The sequence below is a fragment of the Klebsiella oxytoca genome (assembly GCF_009707385.1).
Lineage (GTDB): Bacteria > Pseudomonadota > Gammaproteobacteria > Enterobacterales > Enterobacteriaceae > Klebsiella > Klebsiella oxytoca_C.
In genome coordinates, this window is the sequence record NZ_CP046115.1 from 3,136,814 (window position 1) to 3,159,202 (window position 22,389).

The following is a 22,389-nucleotide window of genomic DNA, read 5'->3' on the forward strand; positions in this document are numbered from 1 at the left end:
TATCAATTGGTTCAATTGCGCCATGACTGGTTGCAAAATTGTGATCAATATGTGTATTTTTTGCATCTCAAGAAAAGGAGTCGTTATGTCCGTCGTTGCTCACGATGAAGCGCAGTCTCTGAAAGAGCGGATCTTCGCCGCCGCCATTACCGTTTTTGCCGAGCATGGACTGTCGGGCGCGCGGATGGAGCAAATCGCCACCGAGGCGCAGACCACTAAAAGGATGGTGGTCTACTACTTCAAGACCAAAGAGCAGCTTTATCAGGCCGTGCTTCAGCACGTCTACGCCCGGATCCGTGAAACCGAGCAGCAGCTGGGACTGGAAAACGTGCCGCCGGTAGAAGCGCTGGTGCAGCTGGTAAAGTGGAGCGTGCGCTATCACGCCACGCACGCGGACTATATGCGGGTTATCTGTATGGAAAACATGCAGCGCGGGAAGTGGCTGAAAAATTCAGGTCAGCTAAAACCGTTAAACCGTACCGCCCTGTCTATCCTGGAAGATATTCTGCAGCGCGGGCAGCGGCAAGGGGTGTTTCAGGCGGGGCTGGAAGCGCGCGATGTACACCGACTGATCAGCAGCTTTAGCTTCTACCAGGTATCAAACTTTTATACCTTCAGCAGCCTGTACCTGGACGACCCGATGCCAGAAATTGATGATGAAGCCATGGTTGCTCACCACTGCGATATCGCCGTCAAAGCGGTTATTCGTTTCGTCATTTCCTGATGCCTGAACTCATGTTCAGGAGCGGCTAGTTTCCGGAAAGCGCATGGACAACTTTTTCCATCGCTTCCTGCGTCAGCGCGGAACGCTGGATTTTAGGGTTTGCCAGAGCGGTACGCACAACGCCGGCGATAACAATATGTTTTGGTTCCTGACCCAGATCGCGCATCTCAAGCACCACTTTCCCCACTACGCGGCACATTTCCTGATATAACGCCTCATCTTTAGCTGTATTTCCCATAATATTTGGCTCTTAATTTTTCATTATCAATCAATTTATTATTGGTATATTTCTCGCTGATAGCAAACCAGCGCGCGTTTTATGCTTCAGTGGCGTCTTTTTACTGCAAAAGTTGTGAATAACTCCGCGTTCCCGCCCTCTTTATGTTGTCAGCTGGTGAAAATTTGTGTTGCGCATAAGCATAGGATTAGTTTGCATTTTGTTACGTATATATCTATAGAAATGAAACATGGTTTTCATTTTCTTTTTTGGATTGGGCAACGTATAATGCCCAGCAAATTCTTATTGAATGGTTTCAGCGCATTGGATTGCATGACTAAACGCATTACACACTGCCTCTTTTCATGGGCTGAACCGCCAGCACACATTCTTCTGCACGCTCTTTTGTTGTCACCTATCCTTAGAGCGTGGCAAAGCAACTTTCGTAATACAGGTTTAACTTTGCGGCAGTGCGCCCGCGAAGTCAGATTCCCCATCCCTATCCTTCACAACTTAAAGATTAAACTGTCATGAAAAAGACCAAAATTGTATGCACCATCGGTCCTAAAACCGAATCCGAAGAGATGTTGACCAAAATGCTCGACGCTGGCATGAACGTTATGCGTCTGAACTTCTCTCACGGTGACTATGCGGAACACGGTCAGCGCATCCAGAATCTGCGCAATGTGATGAGTAAAACCGGTAAGAAAGCGGCAATCCTTCTCGATACCAAAGGTCCGGAAATCCGTACCATCAAGCTGGAAGGCGGCAACGACGTTTCTCTGAAAGCGGGCCAGACCTTCACCTTCACCACCGACAAATCCGTGGTAGGTAATAATGAAATCGTTGCGGTGACCTATGAAGGCTTCACCAGCGACCTGAGCGTTGGCAACACGGTACTGGTTGACGATGGCCTGATCGGTATGGAAGTCACCGCTATCGAAGGCAATAAAGTCGTTTGTAAAGTGCTGAACAACGGCGACCTCGGCGAAAACAAAGGCGTTAACCTGCCGGGCGTTTCTATCGCTCTGCCGGCGCTGGCTGAGAAAGATAAACAGGACCTGATCTTCGGTTGCGAACAGGGCGTTGACTTTGTGGCGGCTTCCTTTATTCGTAAGCGTTCCGACGTTGTTGAAATCCGTGAACACCTGAAAGCCCACGGCGGCGAGAAGATCCAGATCATCTCCAAAATCGAAAACCAGGAAGGCCTGAACAACTTCGACGAAATCCTCGAAGCCTCTGACGGCATCATGGTTGCGCGTGGCGACCTGGGCGTTGAAATCCCGGTTGAAGAAGTTATCTTCGCGCAGAAGATGATGATCGAAAAATGTATCCGCGCGCGTAAAGTGGTTATCACCGCGACTCAGATGCTGGATTCCATGATCAAAAACCCGCGTCCGACCCGTGCGGAAGCAGGCGACGTGGCTAACGCCATCCTCGACGGCACCGACGCAGTCATGCTGTCCGGCGAATCCGCAAAAGGTAAATATCCGCTGGAAGCGGTCACCATCATGGCGACCATCTGCGAACGTACCGACCGCGTAATGACCAGCCGTCTCGAGTACAACAATGACAACCGTAAGCTGCGTATCACCGAAGCAGTTTGCCGCGGTGCCGTTGAGACTGCCGAAAAACTGGAAGCGCCGCTGATCGTTGTCGCCACCCAGGGCGGTAAATCCGCGCGCGCCGTTCGTAAATACTTCCCGGATGCGACCATCCTGGCACTGACGACCAATGAAACTACCGCGCGTCAGCTGGTGCTGACCAAAGGCGTAGTCGCGCAGCTGGTCGATGAAATCTCCTCTACCGATGCGTTCTATATCCAGGGTAAAGAGCTGGCGCTGCAAAGCGGCCTGGCGCGTAAAGGCGATGTGGTTGTTATGGTTTCCGGCGCTTTAGTACCGAGCGGAACCACCAATACCGCTTCCGTACACGTGCTGTAATAATTTACAGGTTAATTAGAATTTCCTTTAAAAGCGCTCTTCGGAGCGCTTTTTTTTATTCCAGCACTAGCCACTATTAATAAAAATGCAAATCGGAATTTACTATTTAACGCGAGGATTATCTAAGATGAATCCGATGGAAGCGCGCTGTTTTCACTCGCCTTTTTAACGTTATGTGATGATTTCGATGCTTCTTTGAGCGAACGATCAAAAATAAGCGTATTCAGGTAAAAAAATATTCTCATCACAAAAAAGTTTGTGTAATACTTGTAACGCTACATGGAGATTAACTCAATCTAGAGGGTATTAATAATGAATCGTACTAAACTGGTACTGGGCGCGGTAATCCTGGGTTCTACTCTGCTGGCTGGTTGCTCCAGCAATGCTAAAATCGATCAGCTGTCTTCTGACGTTCAGACTCTGAACGCTAAAGTTGACCAGCTGAGCAACGACGTGAACGCAATGCGTTCCGACGTTCAGGCTGCTAAAGATGACGCAGCTCGCGCTAACCAGCGTCTGGACAACGCAGCTACTAAATACCGTAAGTAATAGTATCTGTGTAATAAAAATGGCGCACAATGTGCGCCATTTTTTTTGCCTCTGACTTCTCCCGCCTACTGTACTCTTTTCGCTTCATCTACCGGCGTGTTCTGCACCGACAGATCCGACCCGGCGCTGCCGCCAGCAGATATCGCAACCGGATAGCCCGCCCGTCTGGTCAACGCGCGTTTCAGCAGCGCCTCATCAACCGCTTTATCACCGGCAAACTGGTGAAACTCAGCAGGAAGCGTATAGGCCATCGTCTGCGCATTGCTGGTCTCATCCGACGTCAGCGGACGATGAACTTCAACATAGCGTTTGCCGTCCGGCTCCACCGCGAATTTGACCGGCTGGTTGATAATCCTCACCGGCGTTCCGCTTTTCACCTGATTGAATAAGGCCTGGATATCCGCCGCATTCATGCGCATACAGCCAGAGCTGACGCGCAGTCCGACGCTGTCGGGCGCACTGGTGCCGTGAATGAGATATTCACCGTTACCGTATGCCAGACGCAGCGCATAGCGTCCTAAAGGGTTGTTTGGCCCTGCGGGCACCACCGGCGGCAGCTTAATTCCCTTCTCCAGCGAGCGGGCGCGGATCCCCGCCGTCGGCGTCCAGGTCGGATTAGGGATTTTCTGCCCGATACGCGTGGTCATCTCCGGCGTTTCAAGCCCCTGCTGACCAATCCCCAAAGGGTAAACCTGCACCTGGTTCATACCCGGCGGAAAGTAGTAAAGGCGTAATTCAGCCAGGTTAACGACGATCCCCTCGCGCGGTACGTCCGGGAGCAACATCTGCGAGGGTATCAGCACCCGGGTACCCGGTTTAGGCTGGACCGGCGCAATGGTATCGTTAGCCTCAAGGATCAGCATCGCCGCCGTATCAAAACGACGGGCTATCGCCTGCAGGTTGCGGTCGCTCTCCTGTACCGTCCAAAACTGGTTTTCACCAATCAGACGGCTGTTGGCAGGGGGAAGCGGGTAGTCGACGGCTAAGGCTGCATGTGACGCGCTGAGGGCGCTCAGAAGAGCCAGAGTAAAAAGAGACGCGCGTTTCATACTGAGATTCCTTCTTTCGCTGATAAAACGCCAGGCCTGTTATGCGCGACGAGAAGCTCACCTCCCGTCGCGCATAACAGAATGAAATCTACTGTTTTATTCTAGCTAAGATTTGCTGCTTTCGCGCGAATTGCGCGGATCATTGCTTCCAGTCCTTGGGAACGCGAGGGGGTGAGATGCTGAGTGAGGGCCATTTTTTCAAACCATGGGCGCACGTCAAAAGCGGTGATATCTTTGGCCGTCATGCGGTCATAAAGGATAAATACCACCGCGATAAGTCCCTTAACGATGGCCGCATCGCTGTCGCCGCGCAGCGCAATAGCGCCGCTCTGGTCCTGCGACATGACGATCCACACCTGGCTCTGGCAACCCTGAATGATGTTTTCCGCAATATGCTCCTCCGGACTCAGCGGTGCCAGGCGCTGACCGAGCTCAATAATGTAGAGATATTTTTCTTCCCAGTTCGCACAACGGCTAAAGTTGCGCAGCAGTTTATCTTTGTCCGGTAACGCCGCCATAGTCGCTCCCTTAGCTTAATAATTTATGGATCCGCTGTAGCCCAGCCACCAGCCGGTCCACCTCTTCCGTGGTATTGTACATCGCCAGTGATGCCCGACACATGGCAGGGACGCCGTAGAACTCCATGAGCGGCATGGCGCAGTGGTGCCCGGTCCGTACCGCAATACCGTAGTTGTCAAGGAAGCTACCGACATCGTAGGCATGATGTTTGCCAAGGTTAAACGCGATTACCCCCAGGCGATTTTGCGGGCCGTAAAGGGTTAAATCCTCCACGCTTTCCAGCGCCTGTAACGCATAGCGCATCAGGGTTTGTTCATATTCCGCGATGTGCGTCAGCCCCAGCGCGCTAACGTAATCCAGCGCCGCCCCGAAACCGATAATGCCGCCGGTATTTGGCGTTCCCGCCTCAAAGCGCCACGGTGCCTTGGCCCAGGTCGTACCTGCGGTCAGGCTGACCGTGGCGATCATCGACCCGCCCCCTTCCCACGGCGCCATCTCCTGCAGGATTTCCTGTTTAACGTAGAGCACGCCGATCCCGGTGGGGCCATACAGCTTGTGCGCGGAAAACGCGTAAAAATCGCAGTCCAGAGCCTGCACGTCCACTGGATGGTGCATCACCGCCTGCGCGCCATCCACCAGCACTTTTGCGCCATGCTGATGGGCTAAGGCAACCAGAGCGGCGATTGGGTTTTCCGTACCCAGTACGTTAGAAACCTGAGTGATAGCCAGCAGACGAGTGCGCTCGTCAAACAGACCGGGAATCGCATCCAACTGTAGGGTACCGTCCTGATTCAGCGGGATCACCCGCAGCTGTGCCCCTACTCTGGCGCACAGCATTTGCCAGGGAACGATATTGGCATGATGCTCCATCGCGCTGACGATAATGTTGTCGCCTGCGCCGACGTTAGCGTTTCCCCAGCTGTTCGCCACAAGGTTGATTCCTTCGGTGGTGCCGCGAACAAAAACCAGCTCCTCCGCCGAACGGGCATTGAGGAAGGTCGCCCCCTGCTGGCGCACCTGCTCCATGCGCGCCGTAGCTTCCGCGCTAAGGGTATGAATACCGCGATGTACCGCCGCATAGCCGTGGCGATAAAACTCCGCCTCGGCGTTAATGACCGCTTCCGGCTTCTGCGCGCTGGCGGCGCTATCGAGGTAGGCCAGCGGCTGGCCGTTTACTTCGCGGTTGAGAACCGGAAAATCCGCGCGCACGCGTTCCACAGAAAATGTCATGCTTTACCTCCCGGCAAACGCTGGCCGATACGCGCCAGGATCTGCTGCCTGAGCGCCTCATCGCCGATAGCTTCCGTAAGCTCCGCGGCAAAGGCGTATAGGATCATGTGCTGCGCCGCCTGCTGCGCGATCCCACGCGAGCGCAGATAAAACAGCTGCTCATCATCGATGCGCCCGATGGTCGCGCCGTGGCTGCACTTAACGTCGTCGGCGTAAATCTCCAGCTGCGGTTTGGTATCCACTTCGGATAAGCGGCCCAGCAGCAGGTTGTTGTTGGTCATCTGGCCATCGGTTTTGATCGCATGTTGCGCGACGTTAATCAGACCATTAAACACCGCACGTCCTTTGTCGTTGACGATAGTTTTATGTAGCTGGCGGCTGTTACAGTATCCAACCTTGTGATCGAGCCAGGTGCGGCTGTCGCACACTTCGTTGTTGACCGGCATCGCCAGCGAGTTAATCCGCAGGTTACTGTTTTCACCGTTCAGCTGCGCGCTGGTGTGGTGACGCAGCACCGCGCTTCCGAGCAGAAAACTGCTGCTGAACGCCGAAGCATCGCGCCCGAGCGCCAGATCGTTATGGGCAAAGTGGTAGCTCTGCGCATTTTCAAACGCCAGCTTAGTATGCTGCAGATGCGCGTTATCCGCCACGCTCATCGTCAGCCTTGCGCCGGTAAAGTGGCGCTCATCGTTAAGGCTCAGATAATGTTCGACGATCGTTGCCTCTGCGCCGCTCTCCAGCTCCAGATGATGGCGATAGTGAGCGGTATTCATTTCATCGCTCGTCAGCCCGCGCGTCATGTGAACAATCAGCAACGGTTTTTCAGGGCGCTGATTACGCCCGACCTTAATATGGGTGACGCTGGCGGCAAGGCTTTCCGTCAAATGCAGAAACACTTCGGGCTGAACGGCCTCCGGCAGCTGCTGACGCCCATTATCCACCCGCACTTCATAGCCGCTGGAGGTCAGATCGTCGCTCAGGTTTGCGCTATATTGCCCGTCAATAAAGACCAGCCGCCATGCCTCCAGCTTCAGCGCCAGCGCATCGCGTTGTTCCGCCGTCAGCGTCTGCGGCTCCGCGACAACAAACCTCTGGTTCAGCAACGCATCCAGCGGCGTATATTTCCAGTTTTCATGCTTACGCGTCGGCAGTCCCAGGCGCAACAGCTGCTGCAGGTGCTGGTGCGCCTGCGGACTGCGCTGACCGCTTTGCGACTCAAACAGATGGTGCCACTGCTGCAGCGCGTTACTGCTGTTCGGTAAGCCAGCCATAGCCCTGCTCCTCCAGTTGTTTGACCAGAGTAAAATCGCCGGATTTGACGATCCGCCCCTGATACAGCACGTGGACGTAATCAGGTTTGATATAGTCAAGAATGCGCTGATAGTGGGTGACGATAATAAATGAGCGCTTGCCGTCGCGCAGCGAGTTGACGCCGTCAGAAACAATCTTCAGCGCGTCGATATCCAGCCCGGAGTCCGACTCGTCCAGAATGCACAGCTCGGGCTCCAGCACCGCCATCTGCAGGATATCGTTGCGCTTTTTCTCACCGCCGGAGAAGCCGACGTTAACCGAGCGGGTCAACAGATCTTCGGGCATCTTCAGCAGCTTAATTTTGTCCTCCATCAGATCCTGGAAGTCAAAACGGTCAAGCTGCTCCTGGCCGCGGTAGCTGCGAACGGCATTCAGCGCGGTTTGCAGGAAAAACTGATTGCTGACGCCGGGAATTTCCACCGGATACTGGAAGGCCATAAAGATGCCTTCACCGGCGCGATCTTCCGGAGCCAGCTCCAGCAGATCTTTGCCTTTGAATTCCACGCTGCCGCCGGTCACTTCATAGTCTTCGCGCCCGGCAAGCGTGGCAGAGAGCGTACTTTTCCCGGAGCCGTTCGGCCCCATGATGGCGTGCACTTCGCCGGGGCGAACCTCCAGATTCAGCCCGCGCAGGATCTCTTTGTCTTCAACGGCGACCTGCAAATTTTTTATACTTAACATCTTATTTCCTTTGTTATCAGCCGACGCTGTGTTCAAGGCTAATCGCCAGTAATTTCTGCGCTTCTACGGCGAACTCCAGCGGCAGCTCGGAGAAAACGTCTTTACAGAAACCGTTGACGATCATTGAAATGGCATCGTCTTCGCTGATCCCTCGCTGCAGGCAGTAAAACAGCTGATCTTCACCAATACGTGAGGTGGTCGCTTCGTGTTCCAGCTGAGCGCTGTTATTACGACACTCCACATACGGAAAGGTATGCGCCCCGCTGTCCGGGCCAATCAGCATGGAATCACACTGGGTGAAGTTGCGCGCGTTGGTCGCGGTCGGCATGATTTTGACCAGACCGCGATAGCTGTTCTGGCTGTGACCGGCGGAAATTCCCTTCGAAATAATCGTCGACCGCGTGTTTTTGCCGATATGAATCATTTTGGTGCCGGTGTCCGCCTGCTGGTGGCCGCTGGTCAGCGCTACCGAGAAGAACTCACCGATGGAGTTATCCCCGCGCAGGATGCAGCTTGGATACTTCCAGGTAATCGCCGAGCCGGTTTCCGACTGGGTCCACGACATTTTGCTGTTCTCGCCTTCGCAGAGGGCGCGCTTGGTGACGAAGTTGAGGATCCCGCCGGTGTTGTTGTCACCGGGAAACCAGTTTTGCACCGTGGAGTATTTCACCTCGGCGTCTTTATGAATGATCACTTCGACTACCGCCGCGTGCAGCTGGTAGCTATCGCGCACCGGTGCCGAGCAGCCTTCAATGTAGCTCACGTAGCTGCCTTCGTCGGCGATCAGAATGGTGCGTTCAAACTGGCCGGTTTTTTCCGCATTAATGCGGAAATAGGTCGACAGCTCCATCGGGCAGCGCACGCCTTTGGGCACATAGATAAAGGTGCCGTCGGAGGCTACCGCCGCGTTAAGAGCGGCAAAGAAGTTATCATTGCCCGGTACCACGGTGCCGAGGTATTTCTTCACCAGTTCCGGATGATCGTGAATCGCTTCACCGAAGGAACAGAAAATAATTCCCTGCTCCGCCAGCTTTTCACGATAGGTGGTCGCCACGGAAACCGAGTCAAAGATGGCATCAACGGCGACTTCCCGCCCTTCACGCACCGGCACGCCGAGAAGGTTAAATGCCTCTTCAACTTCACTGGTCAGAAACGCGCTGGAACCGGTTTGCTGCAGCGCTCCGGGCTCAGAGGCGCAGGTATCATCGCAGTTGCCGCAGGAGGGCGCTGAGTAATAGCTGTAATCCTGATAGTTTAGCTTGTCGTAGTGCGCCTTCAGCCAGTGCGGCTCTTCCATCGCCTGCCAGGCTTTAAAGGCGTTCAGACGAAATTCGAGCATCCATTCTGGCTCATTACGGCGTGCGGAAATCGCCCGAACCACCTCTTCGTTTATGCCTTTCGCCAGCTCATCGGTCTGTAGCTGGGTGAAAAAGCCCTCTTTATAGTTGAGTGGCCCGCCGCTCCAGGTTTTGACATCGTCAGTTGCTTCAGTATTACGAGACATAGTTACTCCGCCTGAACGCCAAAACTCTCGCCGCAGCCGCATTCGTGCTGAGCTTTAGGGTTATGAAACTTAAAAATTTGATTTAAGCCTTCGCGTACATAATCGAGCTCGGTACCATCGATAAACGGCATGGCCTGCAGCGGCGCCCATAGCTTCGCGCCATCGCGCTCAAAGAGCAGATCGTCTTTTGCCGGTTCGGCAATAAGTTCAAGGACGTAGCCAAAACCGGCGCAGCCGCTGGTTTTAACGCCTAAACGCAGCCCCTGCATGTCAGGCTGCTTGTGGACCAGCTCGCGAATATGGGCGGCGGCGGCAGGGGTCATCGCCAGGCCGCGCCAGCTAAAATCGTCGGGATTAAAAGTTCCTGTTTGTGAATCCATCGCTCTACCTCATAGGTTGATGCCATCAGGGCTTACTCGTTATGTTAGTGATAATGATTATCACTTCAACCCATCCGGAGAAGGGGTATTCTCCCCTCAGGCTCATTTATTGCTCTTTTTATAAGCATAGACCCTGTTTATCGTCATTTCAGCCCGCAGATTCATGCTTTAATATTTTGAAAAATAATAAGTTATTTTCTTTCATAGCGGGCTGTTAGGAGCAATGGAAAAGATGCATCGAAAATACCGATTTATAAGATAGGCAGCGAAAATAGCACTTTCGATCTACTTGTCTGAGCTTTCAACGAGTTACGCCCAGAGGGCATGTGCAATACGGGATAAACGCGGCCAACGGCGCAAGCAGGTCAATAATCAGCTATTTTCAACCATCGTCAGATATAGAGAATCCCCTACTACCGCTGATGATATATTTTCTGGCATATTGACTATCAATGGATATTTCGCTGATCCTGCAACGAAGATAGCCAGCATAAAATTCGGCTTAACTTATTGATTTAAGGAACATCATGAATAATGTCATTCTCAGCATTATTGCGAAAATTTCCTCTATGGACGCAGAAAACAAGCAGCTTGCCGCACAGGTTGAAGCGCAGTCATTGCTGATAAGCGCATTAATGCTCGCCGTGGGTGAGGAAGGAGGCGTCGCCGAGTTGGTTGGGAATGTCACAAAAGCGATAAACTCGGTGCTGGAATCATCCGAGGATATGCTTAAATCCGACGCGGAGCTCTTGCTGGCAAAATTTCAGGAGCAAATTGCGCTCACTCAATTGATTCATACCCATGAGGATAAAATCAATCAAGCAGCAGTCGATCAACTGGACGCCGCCAAAGATAAACGCACCGACTAAGCAGATAAAACCATTCTCAATTACTTCTATATGTCTTAAGAGGGTCGACCCCGTGTACATCGCGCCTGAGCGAGCGCATTGAACACCGGTCGGCCCGACAATCTCGCTAAATACACCAGCCACAGCAGCGACAATCAATATGCCGGGCATGCGCATTGATACATGACGCAAATAAGGCATCCCGGGGATCTATATCTTCAGCATCGCCTTCTTAACGTCTTGTGGCGCTGGCTTGCTCTCTTCCTGAGCCCCTCTTTGGCGGGCATCGGGAGGGGCAGAACCCCCTTCTCCTGCGCTGAATGCATTCATGCAACAAATTCTATTCATTTTCATTATAAGTGCGTTCATTTCACAGAAATAAAGATTTATTCACCGCTGACTGGCTCATGTAAAATGCGCTGCTAGATTTCTTTCATCTTTAAACGCCATGCCGCGCGGCGGCCGTTCGGGAACGTGTGTAGTACTGAATTATGGATATAGAAACAGATGTCATGTCGATGTGTATGGTCGTATTGTTAATTATTAGCGTTTTGCTCGATTAACCACCTCCTCCTTCGCAATCCTTGAACTTCGCGCGGTCGAACGGGCTTTCGCCTCCATTAAGACACAGATGCGAAATTGCTCAATCAGGCTTAAATAAATTAAAAAGGCTACCGACAATATCGGTAGCCTCTTCATTTATGCCATCGCAGTTATGCCATAGCTGTGGCGCAGAGCGTATTAGCTCCTAATCTTCCTGTAGATAAACAGTACTACCAGCGCACCAATCACCGCTACAACAAAGCTGCCGAAATTAAAACCGTCAACGCGGCCAAAGCCGAAGAAAGTACTAATCCAGCCCCCGACAACTGCACCGATAACACCCAGAATTACGGTAACGATAAATCCGCCGCCGTCTTTCCCCGGCATAATCCACTTGGCTAAAATACCGGCAATAAGCCCAAAAATGATCCATGAAATGATACCCATAGCTAGCTCCGTCCTCTTGTTACCTTGTAAACCTCTGGTATTTAAAAGATTAGCATAAATATGAACGGTGATTGCTAAATTTATATTTAACAGCAAAACTCTTGTCATATTAGCAATAATAGTCTACGGCCCCGGAGAGTTTATTTAATAAGCAAAAGATCAATGAGGCTATTAAAGCCCTGCGGTCCAGAGTGACAAACAATAACATTTCCCGGAAACAGATAACGTCAACCCGGAGTGCGCAAAGGACAAATAAGCGCCAGATATCGCTGCAAAACGGCCTGGGTGATTAATCAGAGAAAGTTATTGCCAGGATTAGCTATAAGGTTTAAATAGCGCTCAGGGGGAGATATTCCCCCTGAGTAAACTTAGATTACCGCCGTCGTCAGCCGCGACGAACAGCAAAGACGCCCCTGTTCATCAGAGATGTCAATCTGCCACACCTGATGACGGGAACCAACGTGTAGCGCCCGGCACACGCCGCGAACTCTGCCGCTGCGCACCGAGCGTATATGGTTAGCGTTAACCTCCAGCCCCACCACCTTCTGCTCACCTTCGCTGCACAGATAACCGGCCACTGAACCTAACGTTTCCGCCAGTACCACCGATGCGCCGCCGTGCAACAGGCCAAACGGTTGATGGGTACGGCCATCCACAGGCATGGTAGCTTCAATCGTATCGCCGGTTATTGCCTCAAACTGAATATCGAGCAGGCCGACCATATTACCATCGCCCATTGCATTCAGCTGTTCCAGCGTGCTGTGACGTTTCCAAATCATCCAATAATCTCCAGTAGCGCCTGCAGCGGGTGGCGTACGCCGCTGCCTTCAATACGCTTCACCTGGCTGCGGCAGGAGTAGCCGGTGACCAGGCAGCGATTGCGCGGCAAACGCTGCATCGCCTGCTGCCAGGAAAGCGCGTAGATGGCCAGCGAGTTGGCGTGGTTCTTCACCTCATGACCATAGGTTCCGGCCATGCCGCAGCAGCCCACGTTGATATTCTCCAGCTTCGCGCCAAAACGAGCGAAAATATCCGCCCACTGTTTGGTGGAAGCGGGAAGCGCCGTCACCTCGGTACAGTGGCCAAACAGATACCACGACTCGCCGCCTTTATCCTGCGCAGCGGTCTGCGATAAAGCCTGCGGCAGCCATTCGTGCACCAGCATCACGCGGAAATCGCCGCGCTTGTTGCCGAGCACCTGGTTGTATTCATCACGGTAGCAGAGCACCAGCGCCGGATCGACGCCCACCAGCGGCATGCCGAGCTGGGCCACCCGGTTAAGAAAATCTGCGGTTTTCTGCGCGGTGCGCGCAAATCGCGTCAGGAACCCCTTAATATGCTGCGCCTTGCCGTTTGGCGAGAATGGCAGCAGAACCGGCTGATAGCCCAATTTTTCTATCAGGCGAACAAAATCGGCAACAACCTGCGCATCGTAGTAGCTGGTAAACGGATCCTGAACCACCAGCACCGTCTTCGATTTCTGCTCATCGCTCAGCTCTTCCAGCTGCTCCAGCGTGGTGTTGGCGGAACGGTGGCCAACCATCTGCTGCTTCAGCGATGGAACCGAGAGCAGCGGTAAGTCGACCATACCGATATGCTTTTCCGACAGCTTGCGCATCCATGGCTGATTAATAAAGAAGTTGAAGGTCCTGGGCGCATGCGCCATCAGCGGCGCGTAGGATTCAACCGTTGCTACCAGATGGTCACGAACCGGCCGCAGATAGCGGCTATGGTAGAGCTGGAGGAAACGCGAACGGAACTCCGGCACGTCAATTTTTATCGGGCACTGTGTCGAACAGGCTTTACAGGCCAGGCAGCCGGACATCGCTTCTTTGACCTCATGGGAGAAATCGTACTCTCCCTTACGCGCGTGCCAGCTATTGCGGGTACGTTCCACCAGGGTACGCAGGCTGGCGCGTTTTTCCGGCAAATCTTTTTCCAGCTGATTAGGGTCGATGCCGCGATCCGCCAGCAGACGTAGCCACTCTCGCACCAGCGTGGCCCGGCCTTTTGGCGAATGAATACGGTGGTTGCTGACCTTCATTGAAGGGCACATCGGGCTTTTCGCATCAAAGTTAAAGCACAGACCGTTACCGTTACACTCCATCGCGCCGCGCCATGAATTGCGCACGGCGATAGGGATCTGCCGATCGAAGGTTCCGCGCTTCACCGCATCCACCTTCATCATCGGGGCATCAACGCCCTCCGGCGGGCATATTTTGCCCGGATTCAGGCGATTATCAGGGTCGAACGCGGCTTTAATTTTACGCAGTTCGCCAAATAGCTCCTCACCGAAGAACGCCGGGCTGTACTCCGCACGGAATCCCTTGCCGTGTTCTCCCCACAGCAGGCCGCCGTACTTAGCGGTTAACGCCACCACCTCATCGGAAATGCGCTTCATCAGCATCTCTTGCTGCGGGTCGCACATATCCAGCGCCGGGCGTACGTGCAGCACCCCGGCATCAACATGGCCAAACATGCCGTAGCTCAGACCGTGGCCGTCGAGCAGCGCGCGGAACTCCACAATATAGTCGGCCAGATGCTCCGGCGGCACGCAGGTATCTTCGGCGAAAGGTATCGGCTTGGCAGCGCCTTTGGCATTACCCAGCAGGCCCACGGCCTTTTTACGCATCGCATAAATGCGCTCAACGCCGTCCAGCTCGCTACATACCTGCCAGCCGATAACGCCCGCTTCGTTGCGCGACATCAGTTCGTCCAGGCGCTGACACAGCGTCGCCACCTGACCGTCTATCAGCCCGGCGTCGTCCCCGGCAAATTCGACGATATTCAGGCCCAACATCTCTTTATCCGCAACGTCGGTAATAAGTTCGCTCACCGAGTGCCAGACAATATCTTCTCGCGCCAGATTCAACACTTTCGAGTCGACGGTCTCAACAGAAAGCGCCTTCGCCTCAACCATAAACGGCGCGTTGCGCAGCGCGGAGTTAAATGAATCGTACTTAACGTTGACCAGACGGCGCACTTTCGGCAAAGGCGTGATATCCAGCCGCGCCTCGGTGATAAACGCCAGCGTTCCTTCTGAGCCGGTAAGGATACGGGTCAGGTCGAACTGGCTCATCTCGTCGTTAAAGACGTGACGCATATCGTAGCCCGTCAGGAAGCGGTTAAGTTTAGGGAATTTATCGATAACCAACTGCCGCTGCGCTTTGCAGCGCTGATAGACCGTGCGGTAAATCCGCCCAATGGCCGACTGCTCTGCGCCAAGCGTTTCCGCCAGCGCCGCCGGGATCGGCTGGGTATCAAGAATATCGCCGCCGATCAGTACCGAGCGCACGCCCAGTACGTGATCGGAGGTTTTACCATACACCAGTGAGCCCTGCCCGGAGGCGTCGGTGTTGATCATCCCGCCTAGGGTAGCGCGGTTACTGGTGGAAAGTTCCGGCGCGAAAAAGTAGCCGTAAGGTTTAAGAAACTGATTGAGCTGATCCTTAATAACCCCCGCTTCCACCCGCACCCACCCTTCTTCCGGGTTGATTTCAATAATGCGGTTCATATAGCGGGACATATCAACGATGATCCCGGCGTTCAGCGCCTGACCGTTAGTGCCAGTACCGCCCCCGCGCGGGGTAAAGATCAGCGTTTTAAAACGCTCTTCCGCCGCCAGTCTTGCCAGCAGAGCCACATCTGCCGTGGAACGGGGGAATACAATCGCATCCGGCAGCAGCTGATATACACTGTTATCAGTGGCCATCGTCAGCCTGTCGGCGTAGCTGGTGGCGGTATCGCCGGTAAAACCCTGTTGCTCCAGTACCTGCAAAAAATTCAGCACCAGCTGAACGACACCTGGCGCTTGAGAAATCTGTGGGATCATGAGGCTCGACCCTGCCTGACTATGTTGTGTTGTAAGTGATTAATCGTTTGCGTGACGCACTCAACTTTTTATCACATTTTTTTCATATGCGCCCGCCAGAATTAAGCGCAAAATCAGGCGCGCGAACTTATTGATATTATTATCAGTACATGGAATTACGCTGCGTCAGCCTTTTGACGCGATTGCAAAGGTAAAATTTCACTATGATTAACCCCAATCAGCCCCGGGACATACCGCAAGTTCTGCTGTCGGTGCTGTTTTTGTCCCTGATTATTATTTCCTGCCTGTGGGTTGTGCAGCCATTTATCCTGTCATTTGCCTGGGCCGGCACCGTTGTTATCGCAACCTGGCCGGTACTTTTGCGCCTGCAGCGCCTGCTTTTTGGTAAGCGGGCGCTGGCCGTGCTGGTGATGACGCTGCTGCTGTTTTTACTCTTCGTCATCCCCATTGCGCTGCTGGTCAACAGCCTGGTCGATAATAGCGTGCCATTGATAAAAGTGATTACCAGCGGCAACTTCACGCCGCCGGATCTGGCGTGGTTAAACACCATTCCGCTAATCGGCGATAAGCTTTATACCGGCTGGCATAATTTGCTGGAGATGGGCGGAACGGCAATTATGACCAAAATTCGCCCCTATCTTGGCACCACCACAACCTGGTTTGTTGGTCAGGCGGCCCATATCGGTAAGCTGCTGGTCTACTGCGGCCTGATGCTGCTATTTAGCGCCCTGCTGTACTGGCGCGGCGAACAGGTTGCCTACGGGTTCCGCCATTTCGCCACCCGTCTGGCTGCCAAACGCGGCGACGCGGCGGTGATCCTCGCCGGCCAGGCGATTCGCGCCGTGGCGCTGGGGGTAGTCGTCACCGCCCTGGCCCAGGCGGTGCTGGGCGGTATTGGTCTTGCGGTCAGCGGCGTACCCTACGCGGCGCTGCTCACCGTAGTGATGATCTTCACCTGCCTCGTCCAGCTGGGGCCTTTACTGGTGCTGGTACCGTCGATTATCTGGCTGTACTGGAGCGGCGACACGACCTGGGGGACCATACTGCTGGTCTGGAGCTGCGTGGTGGGTACTATGGATAACTTTATCCGCCCGTTGCTGATTCGGATGGGCGCTGACCTGCCGATGATTCTGATCCTGTCCGGCGTTATCGGCGGCCTGGTGGCATTCGGCATGATTGGGCTGTTCATTGGTCCGGTCCTGCTGGCCGTGTCGTGGCGCCTGTACGACGCGTGGGTGAATGAAGCCCCGCCGCCGCCAAAAGATCCCGATCTGGTGCTTGAGGAACTCAGAGAGCTGAATAACCGAGCCCCGCTGGAGAAGTAAAAGAGAAGGCGGGGAAACCCGCCTTTAACATTGCGCTCCAGCTAAAGCCGCAAGGCGGCCAGCATCTGGCTTAGTCTACAAACACTGCAATTTCATTGAGTTAGGTTATTCGCTTCGCACAAACGGCACGCTATCACGGAAGGCCCGCATACACTTAAACAAAACTAATATATTTTCCACTATGCCTCCCTTTCCTTGCTGGTGGAAACCACATTTCCTTCGCAGATTCTTTACCTCAATTTAACTATTGAGAGGAATCCGATCGACGCAAAAAGCCTCAGTGCCTAGTATTACCTCACGGTTATAAATCAACGCCTTGATTTATAAGCATGGAAATCCCCTGAGTGAAACAACGAATTGCTGTGTGTAGTCTTTGCCCATCTCCCACGATGGGCTTTTTTTTGCCCGAAATCGGCCTCCCCAAAAACAAAAAATCCCCGCCACTGCTGACGGGGATGAAATATTTTTAGGCGAAAACTTACTTATTCAGTTCCGCCAGACCCAGCCAGGTTTGCACCACGGTATCCGGGTTCAGGGAAAGGCTATCGATCCCCTCTTCCATCAGCCAGGCGGCAAAATCTTCGTGGTCCGACGGGCCCTGTCCGCAGATACCCACGTACTTGCCCTGTTTCTTCGCCGCGCGGATAGCCATCGACAGCAGCGCTTTCACCGCTTCGTTACGCTCATCGAACAGTTCGGAAACTACGCCGGAGTCGCGATCCAGCCCCAGCGCCAGCTGAGTCATATCGTTGGAACCAATAGAGAAACCGTCGAAGTATTCGAGGAACTGGTCAGCCAGCAGCGCATTCGATGGGATTTCACACATCATAATCAGCTTCAGGCCGTTTTCGCCGCGCTTGAGACCCTGGCGTTCCAGCTCCTCAACCACCGCTTTGGCCTGCGCCACGGTACGGACAAACGGCACCATGATTTCGACGTTAGTTAGCCCCATGTCGTTACGCACCCGCTTAACCGCTTCGCACTCCAGCGCGAAACAGTCGCGGAAGCTTTCCGAAACATAGCGTCCGGCGCCGCGGAAGCCCAGCATCGGGTTCTCTTCTTCCGGCTCATAACGTTCGCCGCCAACCAGATTGGCGTATTCGTTCGATTTAAAGTCGGACAGACGAACAATCACCCGTTTCGGGAAGAATGCCGCCCCCAGGGTTGAGATCCCTTCAGTAAGGCGACCGACGTAAAACTCTCTCGGCGAGTCGTAGCCTTTCATCAGCTCGCGAATTTCGTTCTGCAAGCCCGGCTCCTGATCGTCGAACTCCAGTAACGCGCGCGGGTGTACGCCGATCATGCGGTTAATGATGAACTCCAGGCGCGCCAGGCCCACACCTTCGTTCGGCAGGCAGGCAAAGTCGAAAGCGCGATCCGGGTTACCGACGTTCATCATGATCTTCAGCGGCAGCTCCGGCATATCGCCAACGGTGGAGCTCTTAACGCTGAAGTCGAGGATTTCGGCATATACGTAGCCGGTATCGCCCTCGGCGCAGGAGACGGTCACGTTCTGGTTTTCCTGGATGCGATCGGTTGCGTTACCGCAGCCAACCACCGCCGGGATCCCCAGCTCACGCGCGATAATCGCCGCATGGCAGGTACGCCCGCCGCGGTTGGTGACGATCGCCGCCGCTTTCTTCATGATCGGTTCCCAGTCCGGGTCGGTCATGTCGGTAACCAGTACGTCGCCTGGTTCAATGCGGTTCATTTCGCTGATATCGTGAATAACTTTCACCGGCCCCGCGCCAATGCGATGACCGATAGCACGCCCTTCGGAGATAATCTGTCCTTGCGCATGGAGGGTATAACGCTCCATGACCTGGCCGCGCGAACGCACGGTTTCCGGACGCGCCTGCACAATAAACAGTTTACCGGTATGGCCATCTTTCGCCCATTCGATATCCATCGGGCGTTTGTAGTGTTTCTCGATTTGTACCGCTTGCTTAGCCAGCTCCTGCACTTCCGCATCGGTTAACGAGAAAACGTCACGCTGCGCCTGCGGCACATCTTCAATCTGCACCTGCTTGCCGTGTTCCTGGGTTGGCGCGTAAACCATGCGGATCTTTTTCGACCCCATGGTGCGGCGCACGATAGCCGGACGACCCGCTGCCAGCGTCGGTTTATGGACGTAGAACTCATCGGGGTTCACCGCGCCCTGCACCACCATCTCGCCGAGGCCCCAGGCGGAGGTAATAAACACCACCTGATCAAAACCGGATTCGGTATCGATGGAGAACATCACGCCTGACGATGCCAGATCGGAGCGCACCATCCGCTGCACCCCGGCGGATAACGCCACGCCGCGGTGATCGTATCCTTGATGCACGCGGTAGGAAATTGCGCGATCGTTAAACAGCGAAGCAAACACGTGCTTCACCGCGACGAGCACGGCGTCATAGCCCTGCACGTTAAGGAATGTCTCTTGCTGACCGGCGAAGGAGGCGTCCGGCATATCTTCCGCCGTCGCGGAGGAGCGCACGGCAAAGGAGGCCTCAGCGTCGTCGGCCGACAGCTGGTTATACGCATCGCGAATCGCATTTTCCAGTTCGCTCTGGAACGGCGTATCTATGATCCACTGACGGATCTGCGCGCCCGCTTTCGCTAATGCGGAAACGTCGTCAATGTCGGTTTCATCCAGCAGTTCATAAATGCGCTGGTTTACGCCGCTTTGGTCCAAAAACTGATTAAAGGCATCAGCGGTGGTGGCAAATCCGTTCGGTACGGAAACACCCATACCCGACAGATTTGTAATCATTTCACCAAGGGAGGCATTTTTGCCCCCAACCCTGTCTACATCATTCATGCCGAGTTGGTTATACCAAAGCACCAGCGGTGACGAGCCATTGTTGGACATCGAGACAATCCTTTTGTGATTTAATACCAGTGATAAATAATTCACGATCGACTACAAGATTTATCCTGACATATTTATCCAGCTGAAAGAAACGGTGAATCGTTCAAGCAAATTATTTTTTCTTTTTTAGGATTCTTTTCCGGATATAGCTAAGCTAATGATTCTTCTAAAATCTGCTGGAATTTGATACAAAAGATACGCAGTTGCTAAAAATGAACTGACCTTTTCATTAAAAATAAAAATAGCGTTTCATTTTTTAAATTTGAGACAAAGCCTGGAGCGATATGCTTAAATTTAATATCAGCTTTCAGACAATTAAACTCATTATACCGGATGGTCAAAATGGAAAGTGCTGTAGATCGCCACGTATTTTATATATCCGACGGTACCGCTATTACGGCAGAGGTTCTGGGCCATGCGGTCATGTCGCAATTCCCGGTTGCCACCAGCAGCGTAACCCTGCCGTTTGTAGAAAATATCAGCCGCGCGCGCGCCGTGAAGGAGCAAATTGACGCGATTTTCCAGCAAACCGGTATTCGCCCGCTAGTGTTCTATTCCATCGTTCTGCCGGAAATCCGCGATATCATCGTACAAAGCGAGGGCTTTTGTCAGGATATCGTCCAGGCGCTGGTGGCCCCTCTGCAGCAGGAGCTACGCCTCGATCCGACGCCTATTGCTCACCGCACCCACGGCCTGACGCCGGGTAACCTGAACAAATACGACGCGCGCATCGCCGCTATCGATTACACCCTTGCCCACGATGACGGAATTTCGCTGCGTAACCTCGATCAGGCTCAGGTGATCCTGCTCGGCGTTTCACGCTGCGGTAAAACGCCCACCAGCCTGTACCTGGCGATGCAGTATGGGATCCGCGCCGCCAACTATCCGTTTATCGCCGATGATATGGACAATCTGATTCTTCCGGCATCGCTTAAACCGCTACAGCACAAATTATTCGGCTTAACTATCAATCCAGAACGACTGGCGGCCATCCGCGAAGAACGACGGGAAAACAGCCGCTACGCTTCCATGCGCCAGTGCCGGATGGAAGTGACCGAAGTTGAAGCGCTGTATCGTAAAAACAAGATACCCTGCCTGAACAGCACCAATTATTCCGTCGAAGAGATCGCCACTAAAATCATGGATATAATGGGATTAAGCCGCAGAATGTACTAACACACTAGTACGATATCAAAAATTTGTTTATGCTATCACCCGTGGCCTTTACAGGATCATGCCCTGCTCTTGCAATAAGCAGGGATTGGTTTATCGTGATGCGCATCACTTCCCGGCATTTTCGCCGCGGAAGAAACAGATTTTTGAGACCCTAATGAATAGAACAGACGAATTGCGTACCGCGCGCATTGAAAGCCTGGTAACGCCTGCGGAACTGGCGCAACGCCACCCTGTGTCTGCCGATGTTGCAGCACATGTCTCCGCCTCACGCCGCCGAATCGAGAAAATACTCAACGGAGAAGATCGCCGCCTGCTGGTAGTGATCGGTCCATGTTCCATTCACGACATTGATGCGGCGATGGAATATGCGCACCGCCTGCAGGGAATGCGCGAACGCTATCAGCCGCAGCTGGAAATCGTGATGCGCACCTATTTTGAGAAGCCGCGTACCGTGGTCGGCTGGAAGGGGCTAATCTCCGACCCGGACCTCAACGGTAGCTATCGGGTGAATCACGGCCTTGAGCTGGCGCGAAGCCTGCTGCTGCAGGTGAACCAGCTTGGCGTACCGACCGCCACCGAGTTTCTCGATATGGTGACCGGGCAGTTTATTGCTGACCTGATAAGCTGGGGCGCCATCGGCGCGCGCACCACAGAAAGCCAAATCCATCGCGAAATGGCCTCCGCGCTCTCCTGTCCGGTGGGCTTCAAGAACGGTACCGATGGCAATACGCGCATTGCCGTTGACGCTATCCGCGCATCCCGCGCCAGCCATATGTTCCTGTCTCCGGATAAACAGGGACAAATGACTATCTATCAGACCAGCGGTAACCCATACGGCCATATTATTATGCGCGGAGGTAAAAAGCCGAATTACCACGCTGCCGATATCGCGGCTGCCGGGGACGCACTGGCTGAGTTTGACCTTCCTGAACAGCTGGTGGTTGATTTCAGTCACGGCAATTGCCAAAAACAGCATCGCCGTCAGCTGGATGTTTGCGCCGATATCTGCCAGCAGATCCGCGCAGGCTCAACCGCCATCGCCGGGATTATGGCAGAGAGCTTCCTCGAGGAAGGCACGCAAAAAGTCGTCGCAGGCCAGCCGTTAACATGGGGACAATCGATTACCGATCCCTGCCTCAGCTGGAAAGACAGCGAACGCCTGCTGGACGAATTAGCCGCCGCAACCGCCACCCGCCTGTAGTTCCCTTCCCCGCCGAAACAGCGGCGGGGGTATTTCCCGACTGTCCTAACGCC

General features: G+C 53.8%; 19 protein-coding genes and 1 other RNA gene. 8 read left to right on the forward strand and 12 right to left on the reverse strand.

Features of this window, described 5'->3' with window-relative positions:
• Nucleotides 1-85 precede the first annotated feature (85 nt).
• Complete coding sequence (locus tag GJ746_RS14610) at nucleotides 86-724, forward strand: TetR/AcrR family transcriptional regulator (RefSeq protein ID WP_154680865.1); 639 nt, start codon at nucleotides 86-88, stop codon at nucleotides 722-724.
• Between the two features lie 25 nt (nucleotides 725-749).
• On the opposite strand, the gene fumD is transcribed toward GJ746_RS14610, so the two are convergent.
• Nucleotides 750-962, reverse strand: a complete 213-nt coding sequence (fumD, locus tag GJ746_RS14615) for a fumarate hydratase FumD (RefSeq protein ID WP_154680866.1) — start codon at nucleotides 960-962, stop codon at nucleotides 750-752.
• Between the two features lie 509 nt (nucleotides 963-1,471).
• On the opposite strand from fumD, the gene pykF reads away from it, so the two are divergent.
• Nucleotides 1,472-2,884, forward strand: a complete 1,413-nt coding sequence (pykF, locus tag GJ746_RS14620) for a pyruvate kinase PykF (RefSeq protein WP_154680867.1) — start codon at nucleotides 1,472-1,474, stop codon at nucleotides 2,882-2,884.
• A gap of 312 nt (nucleotides 2,885-3,196) precedes the next feature.
• A complete protein-coding gene (lpp, locus tag GJ746_RS14625) occupies nucleotides 3,197-3,433 on the forward strand; it encodes a murein lipoprotein Lpp (protein WP_003029373.1) in 237 nt (78 codons plus the stop codon).
• A 65-nt stretch (nucleotides 3,434-3,498) separates the two neighbouring features.
• Here the strand turns inward: lpp and ldtE are convergent, their stop codons facing one another.
• The 7 genes from ldtE to sufA form a co-directional block, all read right to left on the reverse strand.
• On the reverse strand, nucleotides 3,499-4,482 hold the full coding sequence (ldtE, locus tag GJ746_RS14630; protein ID WP_154680868.1) for a L,D-transpeptidase LdtE: 984 nt from the start codon (nucleotides 4,480-4,482) through the stop codon (nucleotides 3,499-3,501).
• 101 nt (nucleotides 4,483-4,583) lie between these two features.
• Nucleotides 4,584-5,000, reverse strand: coding sequence for a cysteine desulfuration protein SufE (gene sufE, locus GJ746_RS14635; protein ID WP_154680869.1), 417 nt, complete (start codon nucleotides 4,998-5,000; stop codon nucleotides 4,584-4,586).
• A 10-nt stretch (nucleotides 5,001-5,010) separates the two neighbouring features.
• Nucleotides 5,011-6,231, reverse strand: coding sequence for a cysteine desulfurase SufS (gene sufS, locus GJ746_RS14640; RefSeq protein ID WP_154680870.1), 1,221 nt, complete (start codon nucleotides 6,229-6,231; stop codon nucleotides 5,011-5,013).
• Nucleotides 6,228-7,502, reverse strand: a complete 1,275-nt coding sequence (sufD, locus tag GJ746_RS14645) for a Fe-S cluster assembly protein SufD (RefSeq protein WP_154680871.1) — start codon at nucleotides 7,500-7,502, stop codon at nucleotides 6,228-6,230. Before sufD ends, sufS begins: the two co-directional genes overlap by 4 nt.
• A complete protein-coding gene (gene sufC, locus GJ746_RS14650) occupies nucleotides 7,477-8,223 on the reverse strand; it encodes a Fe-S cluster assembly ATPase SufC (protein WP_154680872.1) in 747 nt (248 codons plus the stop codon). The genes sufD and sufC overlap by 26 nt, the downstream gene beginning before the upstream one ends.
• A gap of 16 nt (nucleotides 8,224-8,239) precedes the next feature.
• On the reverse strand, nucleotides 8,240-9,727 hold the full coding sequence (sufB, locus tag GJ746_RS14655) for a Fe-S cluster assembly protein SufB (protein ID WP_154680873.1): 1,488 nt from the start codon (nucleotides 9,725-9,727) through the stop codon (nucleotides 8,240-8,242).
• A 2-nt stretch (nucleotides 9,728-9,729) separates the two neighbouring features.
• Nucleotides 9,730-10,107, reverse strand: a complete 378-nt coding sequence (gene sufA, locus GJ746_RS14660) for a Fe-S cluster assembly scaffold SufA (RefSeq protein ID WP_154680874.1) — start codon at nucleotides 10,105-10,107, stop codon at nucleotides 9,730-9,732.
• A 527-nt stretch (nucleotides 10,108-10,634) separates the two neighbouring features.
• Between sufA and iraP the strand changes: the two genes are divergently transcribed.
• On the forward strand, nucleotides 10,635-10,976 hold the full coding sequence (iraP, locus tag GJ746_RS14665) for an anti-adapter protein IraP (RefSeq protein ID WP_154680875.1): 342 nt from the start codon (nucleotides 10,635-10,637) through the stop codon (nucleotides 10,974-10,976).
• Nucleotides 10,977-11,696: 720 nt separating this feature from the next.
• On the opposite strand, the gene GJ746_RS14670 is transcribed toward iraP, so the two are convergent.
• The 3 genes from GJ746_RS14670 to GJ746_RS14680 form a co-directional block, all read right to left on the reverse strand.
• On the reverse strand, nucleotides 11,697-11,945 hold the full coding sequence (locus tag GJ746_RS14670; RefSeq protein WP_004102935.1) for a GlsB/YeaQ/YmgE family stress response membrane protein: 249 nt from the start codon (nucleotides 11,943-11,945) through the stop codon (nucleotides 11,697-11,699).
• Between the two features lie 368 nt (nucleotides 11,946-12,313).
• On the reverse strand, nucleotides 12,314-12,724 hold the full coding sequence (gene menI, locus GJ746_RS14675) for a 1,4-dihydroxy-2-naphthoyl-CoA hydrolase (RefSeq protein ID WP_154680876.1): 411 nt from the start codon (nucleotides 12,722-12,724) through the stop codon (nucleotides 12,314-12,316).
• Nucleotides 12,721-15,777 (reverse strand): FAD-binding and (Fe-S)-binding domain-containing protein, encoded by a 3,057-nt coding sequence (locus GJ746_RS14680; RefSeq protein WP_154680877.1) that lies wholly within the window; start codon nucleotides 15,775-15,777, stop codon nucleotides 12,721-12,723. The genes menI and GJ746_RS14680 overlap by 4 nt, the downstream gene beginning before the upstream one ends.
• A gap of 203 nt (nucleotides 15,778-15,980) precedes the next feature.
• On the opposite strand from GJ746_RS14680, the gene ydiK reads away from it, so the two are divergent.
• The gene (gene ydiK / locus GJ746_RS14685) at nucleotides 15,981-17,102 is read left to right on the forward strand and encodes an AI-2E family transporter YdiK (protein WP_154680878.1); all 1,122 of its coding nucleotides are present in this window, start codon (nucleotides 15,981-15,983) and stop codon (nucleotides 17,100-17,102) included.
• A gap of 297 nt (nucleotides 17,103-17,399) precedes the next feature.
• Nucleotides 17,400-17,507: antisense sRNA RprA (gene rprA, locus GJ746_RS14690), an RNA gene on the forward strand.
• A 73-nt stretch (nucleotides 17,508-17,580) separates the two neighbouring features.
• On the opposite strand, the gene ppsA is transcribed toward rprA, so the two are convergent.
• A complete protein-coding gene (ppsA, locus tag GJ746_RS14695; protein WP_154680879.1) occupies nucleotides 17,581-19,959 on the reverse strand; it encodes a phosphoenolpyruvate synthase in 2,379 nt (792 codons plus the stop codon).
• Nucleotides 19,960-20,301: 342 nt separating this feature from the next.
• Between ppsA and GJ746_RS14700 the strand changes: the two genes are divergently transcribed.
• Together GJ746_RS14700 and aroH are read left to right on the forward strand one after the other, a co-directional pair.
• Nucleotides 20,302-21,135 (forward strand): pyruvate, water dikinase regulatory protein, encoded by an 834-nt coding sequence (locus GJ746_RS14700; RefSeq protein ID WP_004102943.1) that lies wholly within the window; start codon nucleotides 20,302-20,304, stop codon nucleotides 21,133-21,135.
• 154 nt (nucleotides 21,136-21,289) lie between these two features.
• A complete protein-coding gene (gene aroH, locus GJ746_RS14705; protein WP_154680880.1) occupies nucleotides 21,290-22,336 on the forward strand; it encodes a 3-deoxy-7-phosphoheptulonate synthase AroH in 1,047 nt (348 codons plus the stop codon).
• Nucleotides 22,337-22,389: the final 53 nt, after the last annotated feature.